This is a genomic window from Cupriavidus sp. R6-3, assembly GCF_059772245.1.
Window position 1 is genome coordinate 38,009 of the sequence record NZ_JCBAJO010000012.1, and the last position, 14,440, is coordinate 52,448.

Genomic DNA, 14,440 nt, shown 5'->3' on the forward strand with positions numbered 1-14,440 from the left:
TTACCGAGAGATGTCCAAGATGCCGATTCTCAAAGCCTCACGCGTGGGTGCGCGCTGGTTGTCCCTGGCCGCATTCGCCTTCGATGTCGGTTCCGTGGCTTTCGCATGGCTCCTTTGCTATGTGATCCGTTTCAATGGCATGCCGCCGGCCGATTTCCGCGAGAGCGGATTGACCGCGATCGCCTGGGTTGTGCCGGTGTACGCGGTGATGTTCCGCGTGTTCGGGCTGTATCTCGGAATGTGGCTGTTCGCCAGCCTGCCCGACCTGTTCCGCATCGCCAAGGCGATCGTGGCGGGTGCCATCGTCGTGACGGTCGCGTCCACGATGCTGCAGCCGTCGCCGCCGATCCCGCGCTCGGTGCTGCTGCTGATGCCGGTGATGCTGTTCTTCATCATGGGCGGAAGCCGGGCGGCATATCGCGCCACCAAGGAGTTCTATCGCTATGGTGGCTTGATCGGCCAAGGAAAGCCGGTGTTGCTGTTGGGCGCTGGCGAGGCGGGCGCCAGTCTGGCCCGCGAGTTGCGCCGTTCGCCGCAATGGCGGCTGGTCGGCTTGCTGGACGACGACGAGCGCAAGCTCGGGCGCGAAATCCACGGCTACAAGGTACTCGGCCGCATCAGCGATCTGAAGGAGGTGGCGGAGCGCCACAAGATCGAGCACGTGATCATCGCGATGCCGTCCGCGCCTGCGCCGATTCATCGACGCGTGGCGCGCCTGTGCGTGCGCGCCAATGTCCGTGCGCTGGTACTGCCGGCGCTGACCCCGCTGACGCAGGGCCAGCCTTTCATGTCCCGCGTGCGGCAGATCGATCTGGAAGACCTGCTGGGCCGCGAAGAGGTGACCATCGACACGCCGCACATCGCCCAGTTGCTCGAGGGCCGAGCCGTCATGGTGACGGGCGCAGGCGGCTCGATCGGTTCGGAGCTGTGCCGGCAGATCGCGCGCTTCCACCCGGCGACGCTGATCGCCTACGAGATCTCCGAATTCGCCAGTTATCGGCTGGCCGAGGAGTTGCACGAGCACTTCCCGCGGCTGAACGTGATTTCGGTGGTGGGGGACGTCAAGGACACGCTACTGCTCGAGCAGACCATGCGGCGCTTTGCGCCCTACATCGTCTACCACGCTGCCGCGTACAAGCACGTTCCGATGATGGAGGAGCTCAACACCTGGCAGGCGGTCAGAAACAACACGCTCGGCACCTACCGGGTGGCCCGCGCGGCCATCGATCACGGAGTCCGGCGTTTCGTACTGATTTCCACGGACAAGGCCGTCAATCCGACCAATGTGATGGGCGCGTCCAAGCGCCTGGCCGAAATGGTCTGCCAGGCGCTGCAGCAGACGACCACGACGACCCAGCTGGAAACGGTCCGTTTCGGCAACGTGCTCGGCAGTGCTGGCAGCGTGATTCCGAAATTCCAGCAGCAGATTGCGCGCGGTGGTCCCGTTACCGTGACGCACCCGGAAATCATCCGTTATTTCATGACGATTCCTGAAGCGGCCCAGTTGGTGCTCCAGGCGTCCAGCATGGGAGAGGGCGGGGAAATTTTCCTGCTGGACATGGGACAACCCGTCAAGATCGCCGACCTGGCGCGGGACCTGATCCGCCTGTATGGCTTCGACGAGAACCAGATCCGGATCGTCTATACGGGCCTGCGGCCCGGCGAGAAGCTGTACGAGGAGTTGCTGATGGATGACGAGACCACCCGTCCGACGCCTCACGACAAGCTGCGTGTCGCCCGGGCGCGCGAGGTGCCCGAGCATCTGCTCAGCGAGGTGCTGCCGTGGCTGATGCAACGGCGCATTCCCTCCGACGACGAGGTACGGCGCGATCTGCGCCGCTGGATCGTCGAATACACGCCCAGCGTGCGGCCGACGCTGCAGCCGGTGCCCGAGCGGGCCTGGCACCGGACCGGCTGAGAGCCGGCTCCTTGCGGAGCCCGCGTCGCGGCCCGCAGGAACCCAGGGCTGCTAGCCGATATGCCATCCCTGGCGCCAGGGTCCCGCGTTCTGAAGGCGATCGAGAGCGCCCGCGATAGTCACGTGGAAGGTCGTGCCGTGTAGTTCGGGGAGCGGGATGGAAAAGCCGGTATTGCTGCTGCCATAGCCAGCGGCAGCGACATCCGGACGTGGCTGGCCGGTCGTTCCGGTCGCCACCACTTCGTCTGCGCTCCACACCTCGATGGAGACCGGTCGCTCGGGGCATGTCAGATTGATCGCCCAGCCGCTGACACTGTTTTCCCGCACGGCATCGACGAAGCCCTCGTACATGTCGGCGGGCGCGGCACTCGATTGCCGGCAATGCTCGATATAGTCGCGGATCGGGCCAAGGTCGAAACCCTGCGCGATATCGCGCAGCTTGCCGAGATGCGTGTGGTCGTAGCCGAAGATCATCGACGCATGCGCGTGCGGGTTTTCCACCTTGTTCAGCTCGGCCTGTACGGTACGGACCAGGGCCAACGCCTTGTCGAACAGCTCGCCACCCGCTGCCTTCTCGCGCTCGTTGGACTCGCAGACCTCCCGATACAGCGCGTAGTCCCATGCATTGTCGGCGAGGAATGTTGCGCGCGCCGACTCGCTGAGGTGTTGCTTGCGGCTGCCCGGCAGGTTGGTCACGTTGGTTTCGGCGTAGAAGGGAAGGCCATACCCTGTCTTTCCACACAGCCTCAACAGAAATGCACTCATGTCCTCGCACAGCCCCGCGACGGGAATATGCTGCCGCAGGTTATATCGGGCGAGGTCGAGGCTGTGCTCGTTCAATGCCGGATCGCCGCTCAGCATGTGAACGTACAGGTTCTTGCCGGCGTACGATCCTGCCACCCACTCGTCGAGCGAAATTTCGCCGCGCCTGACCATGGCCTCTACCGTGGATACGCTGGCGCCGCGTTCCACCTCCCCATTCTTGCCATTGAACGCGTACCAGTAATGCGAAATCTGACGCGCCAGCGGATCCCGGAGAATGGTGCAGTAGCCCAGCGGTTTTTTCAGCAGCCGGTGCATGCCGAAGGGATGATGGCCGCCGCCGACTCCGGTTTCCATCAGCCGGCCGAAGCTGGTACGCCAATCCGGTTCACGGTCCCATTCGAAATGAACAAACTGGCGCTCGCCGCGATTCAGCTCGAAGAAGGAAATGACGGTGGAACCCCCGCTCTTGGGCGGATGAATGAAAAAGATGGGTGCGTGCATGGCGTTCATCCAGGGATGCGAAAATGGATCCTTCCGCAACCGGTATTGCTGAATCTTGGCAAATGGGTAACGCCTTTCGTCATTGAAAAGGCGTGGATAGCGTTTCGCTAGCGGGAAAGACGCCCGTCCAGGAAGGCGGCGAGCACTTCGACGCATTCTTCGACGTTTGTCGTCGTGGTGTCGACGGTCAAATCCGGCTCGGCGGGAGGCTCATACGGTGCGCTGATGCCGGTGAATTGCGCAATGCCTCCACTCGCGACCTTGCGATAGAGACCCTTGGGATCGCGCTGACGGCAGCGCTCCAGGTCCGCGTGAACGTACACCTCGGCAAAGCGGTCCGTGCCGACGATTTCCCGCGCCGCCTGGCGATCGCGCGCGGCGGGGGAAATCAATGAAGCGAGAACCAGCACGCCCTGATCGTTCAGCAGCTTTGCCATATGAGCGGCACGCCGGACATTGGCATGACGCTCTTCTGCGGAAAAGCCCAGATCGCTGGTCAGTCCGGCGCGCAGTTCGTCGCCGTCCACGCGCAAGGCCGTGATGCCGCGGTCGTAGAGCCGTCGCTGCAGATTCCTCGCCAGCGTCGTTTTGCCGGCGCCGCTCAGGCCGGTCAGCCATAGCGTGATCGGATAGGAACGCATTGGCGGGGGAGCATCGACCGCGTTGGCATCGGACGATGGGGGAGCTTCGTTCGTCATCGTTGGTATTGGCGCTGGCTCACGGGAAAAACCGTGCGGAGCTTGCGCGGTGCGGCCTGAGCGGATGGTTCTGCCAGCCCGAGAGTCGGACGCTCGGATAAAAACGCGCCGGGACAGCCGCTCCATATTGCCGTGTTAATTGCCGTGCAATGCAGATTTAAACAAATGCATTGCCGAGGGACTCGATACTGCTTATTTTCTGGACTCGAATGTTAGCACGCGAATATCAGGATTGAGGCTTGACCCCGCTTTGGTGCGCGCTGCCCATTTCGGTACGTTCGAGTAGCGAAAGCCAGGTTTCCGCAATCCTGTTTGCCTCGTAATATCGGGCGCGCTCGATCGCACGGTCCGCCATTCGGGTCGCGTTGTCCGGATTCGCGATGGTTCGGCAAATGGCGTGAGCCAGTGCGTCGGCGTCGTCGACAGGTACCAATGTCCCGTGCGCCGCCGGTCCCAGTATCTCTCTGGGTCCCGTTTCGCAATCGGTTGCCACGACGGGCAGGCCATGGGCCATGGCTTCGATCAGAACCAGGCCGAAGCCCTCATAGCGGGACGACAGGCAGAACAGCGACGCGCCGCGGTACAGAGCCGGCAAATCGCGGCGTGCCGGCAGGAGTCGAACGCTTTCCGACAAGTCCAGTTGGTCCCGCAAATGCAGTAGCGCATCGCGTAATTCCCCGTCCCCGACGATATCCAGCCGCCAATCCGGATGCTCCCGCGCAATGATTTTCCAGGCGCGCAACAGCACATCGAAGCCTTTCGCATACGTCAACCTTCCGACCGCCAACGCCACCTTCGACGTCCGCGGCGCCGGCTCGGCGGGCATCGCAAACGGCAACGCGTTCGGAATCGCCACCACATTCCGCGCGCCGAGCGCCCGTTCCCACTTCTCCCGATCCCGCTGCGTCAGCACCACCACATGCTCGCAACTGCGAACCGCCAGCCGCCGCGCCAGCCGTCGCGCCCGTCGCCCGAGATCCTGGTCGAAGTTGCAGTGCTCCCAGGCAATGCGGCGCACGCCGAGGCCCACGCATGCCGGCAGCGTAAACAACGTCAGCATCGTATCGACCTCGATCAGCACCTCGATCCGATGCCGCTTCAGATACCGCCGAATGCCGAGGACCGTCGACAGATACCGCGTCTTGAACGAAGGCCGCTGCGCGAACAGCGCATCGTGTCGCACCGCCGGTTCGAGTTCGAAGCAGCTCGCGGCGTCCCACAGGCTCAGGATATGCACCGTGTACCCGCGCCGCGCCAGCTCGTTGGCGATCACTGCGGTCATGCGCTCGGCGCCGGCGAATGCGTTCAGCGTCCCGGTCAGGAAGCAGAGGGTCGGCTTAGTGCTCATGCGCTGCCCTTGCCGTCCGCAGCGACGTGGCCGTCCGGCAGCGCCACCACAGCGCGAGCCCGATCAGGACCGCGAATCCGTTGGCCAACGCATACCCTGCGACCGCACCCCAGATGCCATAACGCGGCACCGCGATCAGGTCGAAAATCAGGATCATCGCCAGCGTGCCGGCCCATTTCAGCGCGACCCATTCGGGCTTGCGCAGATACACCGGCAGCAGGGTCAGGCCGACATCGACGAACACCAGCGCGGTCGCGAATGCCGCGACGCGCAGCAGCCCGACGGCCGCGCCGAACTGTTCGCCGTAGAGCAGATGGATGATCCAGTCGGCGGCAGCGGCAATCACCGCCGCGCCGGCCAGGCCCACCGCGCCGAGCAGCAGCGCCAGGCGTCCGACATTGCGTCGTGCCAGCACGGGATCCGCTTGCCCGTAGACATAGACCGGCGCGGCGCCTGCCGCGATGATGGTCGCCGCGGCCGCGTAGTTGTCGAGGATCTGCATCGTCGCGGCATAGGCGCCGAAGTCTGCGAGCGGCACCAGCGGCTGCAGGATCAGCTGATCGACGCGGCGCGCGGCCATCATCATCATGAAGCTGGCCCAGAACAGCGTGCCGCCGCGCAGCAGTTGACCCGCCAGCGCGGAATCGACCGCGATGCGTCGGTGCGGCACGCGGCTCAGGTAGTAGCCGGCGAGCAGCAGCGCCAGCACCACCGCCTCGACCGCGAAGGCGCTGGCGAAGGCCGGTGCGGCGCGGCTGCCGGCGGTGAACAGCAGCGCCACCATGCCGGCCTTGATGGTCAGCGAAATCAGGCTGAACACGGTGGCCGGCCGGTTGTTGGTATGCGCCTGCATCCAGGCGCCGACCACGCCAAACGGTTCGCGCAGCAGGATGGCGATGCCGAGCAGCAGCGCCACGGCCCAGACCTCGGCGGCGGCGCCTGCCACGGCCAGGTAGCCGCACATCAGCGCATAGCCGAGCAGGCCGCCGAACGCGCGCAGCACGAAGGCGTGCGCCAGCAGGCGATGCTGCGCCGTGCTGCCGGAATCGGCGACCAGCCGCGGCACCACCACTTCGCTGCCGCAGATCAGCGCGACCGACGCCGCGATCGTGACCACGGCCTGGGCATACTGGAAATGCGCGAAGCCTTCGGGGCCGAGCGCGCGCGCCAGCATCGCGACGATGGCGATGCCGGTGACCACCTGCAGCCCGCGCTCGGTCAGCATCCACAGCAGGTTGCCGGCGACCCGTCTGCGCATCAGGCGGTCCCCATGCGTGCGTGGGCCTTTGCAGCGGCAAGCGCGGCGTAGCGGGCCAGCCATTGGTCCGCGATGGCCTCGAGGCCGAGCGAATCCGCGATATGCCGATGCCTTGCCGCTTGCTGTGCGATGTCGCCGCGTCCGTCGCGCAGGGCGCGAGCGAGGGCGGCTGCCAGCGCGTCGGCATCGCCGCGCGGTACGACCTGGCCAAAGCCGTCGACCATCTGCGCGACACCGGCCGCATCGGTCGCCACTACGGGGCAGCCGCAGGCCATCGCTTCGCCGACGACCAGCGGCATGCCCTCGATGTCGGACGACAGCGCAAACACGTCCGCCGCATTGAGCAGGGCCGGGATATCGGCGCGCGTGCCGAGCAGACGGACGCGGTCGCCGATCGAGAGGGCGGCAATGCGGCGTTCCAGCGCGGCGCGTTCGGGGCCGTCGCCCGCGATCAGCAGTTGTGCGGAGGCAAGCGACGACGGCAGGCGGGCAAATGCCTCCAGCAGCAAAGCCTGGTTCTTCTCGGGGACGAGTCGTCCGACATGAAGCAGCAGCGGGGTGGCCGCATCGAGGCCCAGCGCCGAGCGCGTCTGCGCCCGCGCCGTGCCATCGGGCCGGAACCGTGCGGTATCGATGCCATTGGGCATCACCGCGATGCGCCCCGCCGGCACCGCACCAGCCGTGATCATTCTTTCCCGGCCCTCGGCGCTGACATGCGTCGTCAGGCCGGCCCAGCGATCGGTCAGCCGATAGGCCAGCATGCGCGCCGTGCCGCCCTCGCGGGCACTGTGCGCGGTGCAGATCAGCGGCGGCATCGCGCGCGCCGGACCGGTCGCGATCAAGGCGCGGCCGAACAGGTTGGCATGGACCATATGCGCGTGGATGACGTCCGGCCGCCAGTGCTGGACGAAACGGCGCATCTGCCGCAGGGCCCGCGCCATCGACCACGGCGTCTTGCGCATGGCGAGATCCAACGTCTCGATGCCCGGCGGCAATGCGACCTCGCATCCCGGCGTCAGGCTGGCCACCGCCACCGCGTGGCCCAGTGCATCGAAGCGGCGCGCGAGCGCGGCGACCTGCTGCTCGGCGCCGCCAAGGCGCAGGCCGGTGGTCAGCAGCAGAATGCGCATCGGCGACCGCGGCAACAGCGGCCATTCCGTGGAGGCGGACGAGGCGGACGAGGCGGACGAGGCGGACGAGGCCGGCGCGAACGGCGAGTCAGTCGAGCCCGACGAACGGGCCGCATCCGGCGACAGCCGCGGCACCGGCGCCACAACGTGGCCACGCGCCCGCATCACCGCGCCCCGTACCCGGTCAGCAGCGTCCGCACCGTCTTCACCGCCACCAGCAAATCCAGCGCGAAGCTGCAATGCTTGACGTAATACAGGTCGTAGCTGAGCTTGGTAACCGTCTCCTCGTGCGTCCCCGCATAGCCCTGCTGGACCTGCGCCCAGCCCGACAGCCCCGGCCTCACCAGATGCCGGTACGGGTAATAGGGGATCGTGTCGGCGAAGCGCTCGACCATCGGCACCTGCTCGGGTCGTGGCCCGATCAGGCTCATGTCGCCCGTCAGCACGTTCCACAGCTGCGGAATCTCGTCGAGCCGGTATTTGCGGATCACGCGGCCGACGCGGGTCACGCGCGGATCGCGCCGGGCGGCGAAGCGCGCGGTGTCCTGCGGCGCGGTCTCCATGCTGCGGAACTTCAGCATCGTGAACGGCTTGCCGAGCAGGCCGACGCGACCCTGCCGGAACAGCGCCGGGCCGGGCGAATCGAGGCGGATCGCCAGCGCCACCACCAGCGCCGCGGGCAGGGCCAGCGGCGCGAGGCACAGCACCGTGGCCACATCGATCATTCGCTTCAGATAGCCGTAGAAATAGTGCGCGGCATGATCGTCGAGGAAGTTCTCGTCGATATGGTCGAGCCCCAGCCGGCCGGTCAGCATCTCACCCACGCGCTCGACCGAGTAGATCCGCACGTGGCTCATCTTGTAGCGCGCCAGCAGCCGGGTCCGTTCCGGATCGGCCGCGGCACTGCGGTCCAGCATCAGGCCGTCGCAGTGCACCGCTTCCTCGATCGAGCCGATCTGCTCGAAGCGGGTGCGTCCCGGCGGCAGCGCGCCGGGCATCGCCAGCAGCTGCTGCAGCTGCGCAAGCGCGGCGGGATCGGTGTAGCCGAACACCGGCACGTAGTTCTGCACATAGCGCCGGTAGCCGACCCAGATCCACGCGAGCGTGGTCAGGTAGCCGAGCAGCAGCGCGCCGCGAGAATAGGGAATCTGGAAGGCGGCGAAGGCGAACAGCAATGCGACGAAGGGCAGGGTCGCCGCCAGGCCGACCAGGCTGTTGCCTTCCATCGCCGGCAGATGCAGCGAGCGATGCAGCAGCACGAAGGCGAGCAGATACGGCGCGATCGACCACAGCAGCGTGCGGGGGAACACGTGCGTCACGTAGCCGGCCTGATGGGCGGCCTCGGCCAGTCCCATGTTGAGCGCGAACGGCAGCAGGCCGAGCAGGGCCCAGCCGAGCATCCGGCTGGCGCGGCGCATCGTTTCGGAGCCACGGGCGCGGATGGCCAGGGCGGGGCGGGCGGTGCCCGATGCCTTGTTCATGCGCATCCCCTCAGGCCCGGTCCCGCGCGAGCGGCGCGTTGGCAGGCGCGGCGGCGGGCAGCTGCTCGCGGTAGATTGCCCAGGTCGCATCGGCCATCGCCGTCACGCCATATTGCAGCGCCCAGCGTTCGCGTGCGGCCGTGCCGAGCGACGTCCGCAGCGTGGCATCGCCGGCCAGGCGCGCCAGCGCATCGGCCAACGCCGGCACGCTGCCGGCCGCGCACAGCAGTCCGCAACGGCCGTCGTCGAGTTGCTCGCGAATGCCGGGCAGGTCGGTGGCGACGACCGGCAGGCCGGCGCGCATCGCTTCGAGAATGGACAGCGGAAAGCCCTCGTGGTCGGAGGCGAGCACGAAGGCCTGCGCCGATGCCAGCAGCGCGGGCACCGCGGCGACGTTGCCGGTAAACACCACTCGGCCGGGTGCGAGGCGTTGTGCCAGCGCTCGCATGGCGGGCAGTTGCGGGCCATCGCCCGCAATCACCAGCTCGCAGCGGGCCAGCGCGCCATCGCCACGTCCGGCGCGTTCGGCACGTTCGACCAGCTCGACCAGCTTGGCGAAGGCGCGGATCAGCAGATCGGGCCGCTTCGGGGCCGCAAAGCGCGCAACCATCACGATGCGATGCATTGGCGCGCCAGGCTCGGCGCGTTCCGGCACATCGGCAATGCCGTTGTGGATCACGGCGATCCGCCGCGCCGGCAGCGGCAGGCTGCGTGCCAGTTCGCGCTCGGCCTGGGCCACGCAGATCAGCCGTGCGGTCAGCGGGGCCAGAAGCCATTCCGCGACGCGGGCCGCCATCCGCTGCCGGCGCGGCGCGGCCGCCTTGAAGCCGAAGCCGTGCACGGTATAGACGACCGGGATGCCGAGCAGCCAGCCGGCGAGCCGGCCCAGGGCGCCGGCCTTGGCGCTGTGCGCGTGGATCAGGTCCGGATCGGCCTGCCGCAGCGCCTTCATCAGCTCGCGCAAGGCCGCGATCGCGCGCAGCGGCGACAACGCGTTGTCGAGCCGGGAGAGCCGGACCGTGCGCGCGCCCAATGCCCCGGCGGCCGGCAGCAGCGGACCGTCGCCGCCGGCCAGCACGATCGCTTCCACGCGCTCGCCCAATGCCTCCAGCAGCGTGGCCACATGGGCCTGCGCGCCGCCGATCTCCGAATTGGTGATCAGGTAGGCGATGCGGGGCCGCTCGGCCTGTCCCAGGTCCGCCGCCGAGGCGGAGGCAGGCAAGCGCTCGGGTTCGGCGCAACGCGGGGACCAACGCAAGGACCAACGCAGGGACCAACGCAGGGACCGGCGCTGAGACCGGCGCGCCGGAGAATGGGGAAACGAGCGCGGCGACAGGGGCACGGTGGCAGGAGGGCGCGATATCGGAATGGCGGCGGGAATGGCGGCGGGCGGCGCAGCAAATCGTGCGTGCGATGGCGTGTGTCAGGACACCGAACTGCCCGGCCGAACCGATTATAACTGCCGTGCCTGATCGCAATCCGGCAAAATACAGGTTTTGGCGCGCCGTTCTGGGCACATGGCGGGATCACGAAGTCCCGCGGTTCCATGCCCCGCGGCGGGGCGCCCGCTCCCTTCACTTCCAGGAAGCTGCATGCAAATCGACTCCTCCATCTTCAAGGCTTACGACATCCGCGGCATCGTCGGCAAGACCCTGACTCGCGACGTCGCCCGTGCCATTGGCCTGTCCTTCGGTTCCGCTGCCGCCGAGGCCGGCGAGACCGCGGTAGTCGTCGGCCGCGACGGGCGCCTGTCCGGACCGGATCTGCTGTCGGCGCTGGTCGAGGGCCTGCGCGCCGCCGGCATGGACGTGATCGACCTCGGCATGGTCGCCACGCCGATGGTGTACTTCGGCACCAATATCGAACTCGCCGGCCGTCGCGCGACCTCGGGCATCATGGTCACCGGCAGCCATAACCCGCCCGACTACAACGGCTTCAAGATGGTGCTGGCCGGCAAGGCGATCTACGGCGAGCAGATCCAGGGGCTGCGCCAGCGCATCGTCGACGAGCGCTTTGCCAGCGGCGCGGGCGCTTATCAAGAGGTCGACATCCGCCAGCTGTATCTGGACCGCATCGTCAGCGACGTCAAGCTGGCGCGGCCGATGAAGATCGCGCTCGATGCGGGCAACGGCGTGGCCGGCGCCTTCGTCGGCGATCTGTTCCGCGCGCTGGGCTGCGAAGTGACCGAGCTGTTCTGCGACGTCGATGGCACCTTCCCCAACCACCATCCGGACCCCGCGCATCTGGAAAACCTGCAGGACCTGATGCGCTGCCTGCGCGAGACCGACAACGAGCTGGGCCTGGCCTTCGATGGCGACGGTGACCGGCTCGGCGTGGTCACCAAGGACGGCCAGGTCATCTTCCCCGACCGCCAGCTGATGCTGTTCGCGCAGGAGATCCTGTCGCGCCATCCGGGCCAGCAGATCATCTACGACGTCAAGTGCACCGGCAAGCTGGCCCCGTGGATCCGCGAGCATGGCGGCGAGCCGCTGATGTGGAAGACCGGCCATTCGCTGGTCAAGGCCAAGCTGAAGGAAACCGGCGCGCCGATCGCCGGCGAGATGAGCGGCCACGTGTTCTTCAAGGATCGCTGGTACGGCTTCGACGACGGCCTCTATACCGGCGCGCGCCTGCTGGAGATCCTGTCGCGGCACGACGATCCGAGCGCGGTGCTGAACGCGCTGCCCAATTCGATCTGCACGCCCGAGCTGCAGCTCAAGTGCGCCGAGGGCGAGCCCTTCACGCTGCTGGACAGGATCCGCGCCAATGCGAAGTTCGAGGGCGCGCGCGAGGTCATCACGATCGACGGCGTGCGCGTCGAATACCCCGACGGTTTCGGGCTGGCCCGCCCGTCGAACACCACGCCCGTGGTGGTGATGCGCTTCGAGGCCGATAACGACGCCGCGCTGGCCCGCATCCAGGCGGAGTTCAAGCGCGTGATCCTGGCCGAGAAGCCGGATGCCCAGCTGCCGTTCTGAGCGGATGCCGGTCGATCCGGCAGTACCGTTGCAGGACAGCGCCGCCCCCGAGGCGATCGAGACCGCCGGCATGCCGCGCCCGCTGGGCGTGCGCATGCCGGAGCGGCCGCGCATCCTGGTGGTCAAGGTGTCCTCCCTCGGCGACGTCGTGCACAACATGCCGCTGATCCACGATCTGCGCGCGCGCTGGCCCGGTTGCGAGATCGACTGGGTGGTCGAGGAGGGCTATGTCGAACTGGTGCGCCTGCTGCCGCAGGTGCGGCGCGTGATTCCGTTCGCGCTGCGGCGCTGGCGCAAGGGCCTGTTCTCGGGCGCGGTGTGGACCGAGCTGGGCGCGTTCCGCCGCGCGCTGCGCGAGGACGCCTACGACGCGGTGATCGAGACGCAGGGGCTGCTGAAGACCGCGGTGGTCTCGCGCATCGCGCGCCGCCATGCGGGCGCGCCGGTGATCGGACTCGCCAATGCGACGCAGGGCTCGGGGTACGAGCCGGCGGCGCGGCTGTTCTACACCGATCCGATCCAGGTCCCGCTGCAGACCCATTCCGTTCGTCGCTCGCGCCTGCTCGGTGCCGCGCTGACCGGCGTCGCCCCGGCCGAGCCGCCGCGTTTCTTCGGCGACGAGGCGCGCGTGCTGCATGCCAACGATCCGCTGTGGTCCGACCTGCCGACGCGCTACGCGGTCTGCTTCCATGCGACCGCCGGCGCGAAGAAGCGCTGGCCGCTGGAGCACTGGCATGAGCTGGGCCGGCGCCTGTTCGCCGAGGGGCTGGCGGTGATGCTGCCCTGGGGCAACGAGGCCGAGCGGCATGCCGCCGAGCGCATCGCCGCGGGCGTGCCGGGCTCGCGCGTGCTGCCGCGCTTCACGGTGATGCAGGGCTTCGGCCTGATCAATCGCGCCGAACTGGTGGTCGGCGTCGACACGGGGCTCGTGCATATCGCCGCGGCGCTGTGCCGGCCGACCGTTGAAATCTATACCGCGACCTGGCGCTGGAAGACCGAGGGCTATTGGTCGCCGCGCATCGCCAATGTCGGCGACGACGGCGAGGCGCCGACGGTCGAGGAAGTCCACGCGGCGGCGCGCCGCGTGCGTGGGCTCGGACGGGAAGGCTGATGCTGTTGCGTGTTCTGTACAACCTGGCCTGGGGTTTGATCCTGCCGGCCGCGCTGGCGCGGCTGGCATGGCGCGCGCGCAAGGAGCCCGGCTATCTGCAGCATGTCGGCGAACGGCTCGGACGCTACGACGCGCTGCCGAGGCAAGGCCCCTGGATCTGGGTCCATGCGGTCTCCGTTGGCGAAACGCGCGCCGCGCAGCCGCTGATCGCGCGGCTGCTGGCCGCCTATCCCGGCCATCGCATCGTGCTGACCCATATGACCCCGACCGGCCGGCAGACCGGCGCCGAACTGTTCGGCAAGGAGCCGCGGCTGGTGCAGTGCTACCTGCCGTACGACGTGCCGGCGCTGGTGCGGCGTTTCCTGGCGCATTTCCGGCCGGAGGCCGGCATGCTGATGGAGACCGAGGTCTGGCCTAACCTGGTGCGCGGCGCGCGCCTGGCCGGCGTGCCGCTGTATCTGGTCAATGCCCGGCTGTCGCCGCGCAGCTTTCGCCGTACCGCCCGCTTCGGTCGCGCCGCGGCGGCGATGTATGCGGACTTCACCGAGGTACTGGCGCAGACCCAGGCCGATGCCGAGCGCTTTCGCGCGCTGGGCGTCGCGGCGGTGCGCGTGACCGGCAACCTGAAGTTCGACATGCAGCCATCGGACGAGCAGATCGAACGCGGACGACGGCTGCGCCGGGCCTTCGGCACGCGGCCGGTGCTGGCGGCGGCGAGCACGCGCGAGGGCGAGGAGGCGATGCTGCTCGACGCGCTGTCGCGCTGGCGCAAGCTGTGCGGCGAGGTGTGGGACCAGGGTTCGGACACGGCGCGTCCGCCGGCGCTGCTGCTGGTGCCGCGCCATCCGCAACGCTTCGATGCGGTGGCGGCGATGGTCACGCAGACCGGCTTCACCTTGCAGCGCCGCAGTGCACTGGGCGAGGACGGGCTCGATCAGCCCATCGAGGCCGACGTGCTGCTGGGCGATTCGATGGGCGAAATGGCCATGTATTTTGCGGCATCGGATGTCGCCTTTATCGGCGGCAGCCTGCTGCCGCTGGGCGGCCAGAACCTGATCGAGGCCTGCGCCGTCGGCACGCCGGTGCTGATCGGCCCGCATACCTTCAACTTTGCCCAGGCCACCGACGATGCGATTGCCGCGGGCGCCTGCCTGCGCGTCGACAGCGCCGAGCAGCTGATGCATACCGCCGCGGTGCTGCTGTCCGATCGCGAACGGCTCGCCCGCATGCAGACGCAGGCCCGCGCCTTCGC

Annotated in this window: 11 protein-coding genes; 4 read left to right on the plus strand and 7 right to left on the minus strand. The window is 67.9% G+C overall.

Annotated features, from left to right (window positions below):
• Positions 1-10 precede the first annotated feature (10 nt).
• Positions 11-1,918, plus strand: a complete 1,908-nt coding sequence (locus AC6EI8_RS04400; protein ID WP_498381376.1) for a polysaccharide biosynthesis protein — start codon at positions 11-13, stop codon at positions 1,916-1,918.
• Positions 1,919-1,969: 51 nt separating this feature from the next.
• Here AC6EI8_RS04400 and AC6EI8_RS04405 read toward each other — a convergent pair whose 3' ends face one another.
• The 7 genes from AC6EI8_RS04405 to AC6EI8_RS04435 all read right to left on the minus strand — a co-directional run bounded on the left by AC6EI8_RS04405 (position 1,970) and on the right by AC6EI8_RS04435 (position 10,321).
• Positions 1,970-3,193, minus strand: coding sequence for a chondroitin 4-O-sulfotransferase (locus AC6EI8_RS04405; protein WP_498381377.1), 1,224 nt, complete (start codon positions 3,191-3,193; stop codon positions 1,970-1,972).
• Between the two features lie 98 nt (positions 3,194-3,291).
• Positions 3,292-3,882, minus strand: coding sequence for an adenylyl-sulfate kinase (gene cysC, locus AC6EI8_RS04410; RefSeq protein WP_498381378.1), 591 nt, complete (start codon positions 3,880-3,882; stop codon positions 3,292-3,294).
• Positions 3,883-4,108: 226 nt separating this feature from the next.
• Entirely contained in the window at positions 4,109-5,230 is a 1,122-nt protein-coding gene (locus AC6EI8_RS04415) for a glycosyltransferase family 4 protein (RefSeq protein WP_498381379.1), read from the minus strand.
• Entirely contained in the window at positions 5,220-6,488 is a 1,269-nt protein-coding gene (locus AC6EI8_RS04420) for a lipopolysaccharide biosynthesis protein (protein ID WP_265633302.1), read from the minus strand. Before AC6EI8_RS04420 ends, AC6EI8_RS04415 begins: the two co-directional genes overlap by 11 nt.
• Positions 6,488-7,618: a glycosyltransferase gene (locus tag AC6EI8_RS04425; protein ID WP_265633303.1), complete on the minus strand. Its 1,131-nt coding sequence runs from the start codon at positions 7,616-7,618 to the stop codon at positions 6,488-6,490. Before AC6EI8_RS04425 ends, AC6EI8_RS04420 begins: the two co-directional genes overlap by 1 nt.
• 164 nt (positions 7,619-7,782) lie before the next feature.
• The gene (locus AC6EI8_RS04430; RefSeq protein ID WP_498381380.1) at positions 7,783-9,099 is read right to left on the minus strand and encodes an exopolysaccharide biosynthesis polyprenyl glycosylphosphotransferase; all 1,317 of its coding nucleotides are present in this window, start codon (positions 9,097-9,099) and stop codon (positions 7,783-7,785) included.
• A 10-nt stretch (positions 9,100-9,109) separates the two neighbouring features.
• The gene (locus tag AC6EI8_RS04435) at positions 9,110-10,321 is read right to left on the minus strand and encodes a glycosyltransferase family 4 protein (RefSeq protein ID WP_498381381.1); all 1,212 of its coding nucleotides are present in this window, start codon (positions 10,319-10,321) and stop codon (positions 9,110-9,112) included.
• Positions 10,322-10,691: 370 nt separating this feature from the next.
• Here AC6EI8_RS04435 and AC6EI8_RS04440 point away from each other — a divergent pair, with 370 nt between their 5' ends.
• From AC6EI8_RS04440 to waaA, 3 genes are all read left to right on the plus strand, one after another.
• Positions 10,692-12,077 (plus strand): phosphomannomutase/phosphoglucomutase, encoded by a 1,386-nt coding sequence (locus tag AC6EI8_RS04440; RefSeq protein WP_498381382.1) that lies wholly within the window; start codon positions 10,692-10,694, stop codon positions 12,075-12,077.
• A 70-nt stretch (positions 12,078-12,147) separates the two neighbouring features.
• Positions 12,148-13,188 carry a lipopolysaccharide heptosyltransferase I gene (gene waaC / locus AC6EI8_RS04445; RefSeq protein ID WP_226108627.1) on the plus strand — a complete coding sequence of 347 codons (1,041 nt, stop codon included), beginning with the start codon at positions 12,148-12,150 and terminating at the stop codon, positions 13,186-13,188.
• Positions 13,189-13,190: 2 nt separating this feature from the next.
• The coding region (gene waaA / locus AC6EI8_RS04450) for a lipid IV(A) 3-deoxy-D-manno-octulosonic acid transferase (protein WP_498381383.1) at positions 13,191-14,440 on the plus strand (1,250 nt) is incomplete at its 3' end.

Excerpts from the sequence above, each read along its gene's own strand:
- AC6EI8_RS04400 (WP_498381376.1), top strand. The coding sequence starts at position 11 with ATGTCCAAGATGCCGATTCTCAAAGCCTCACGCGTGGGTGCGCGCTGG.
- AC6EI8_RS04405 (WP_498381377.1), bottom strand. The coding sequence starts at position 3,193 with ATGAACGCCATGCACGCACCCATCTTTTTCATTCATCCGCCCAAGAGC.
- cysC (WP_498381378.1), bottom strand. The coding sequence starts at position 3,882 with ATGACGAACGAAGCTCCCCCATCGTCCGATGCCAACGCGGTCGATGCT.
- AC6EI8_RS04415 (WP_498381379.1), bottom strand. The coding sequence starts at position 5,230 with ATGAGCACTAAGCCGACCCTCTGCTTCCTGACCGGGACGCTGAACGCA.
- AC6EI8_RS04420 (WP_265633302.1), bottom strand. The coding sequence starts at position 6,488 with ATGCGCAGACGGGTCGCCGGCAACCTGCTGTGGATGCTGACCGAGCGC.
- AC6EI8_RS04425 (WP_265633303.1), bottom strand. The coding sequence starts at position 7,618 with ATGCGCATTCTGCTGCTGACCACCGGCCTGCGCCTTGGCGGCGCCGAG.
- AC6EI8_RS04430 (WP_498381380.1), bottom strand. The coding sequence starts at position 9,099 with ATGAACAAGGCATCGGGCACCGCCCGCCCCGCCCTGGCCATCCGCGCC.
- AC6EI8_RS04440 (WP_498381382.1), top strand. The coding sequence starts at position 10,692 with ATGCAAATCGACTCCTCCATCTTCAAGGCTTACGACATCCGCGGCATC.
- waaC (WP_226108627.1), top strand. The coding sequence starts at position 12,148 with ATGCCGCGCCCGCTGGGCGTGCGCATGCCGGAGCGGCCGCGCATCCTG.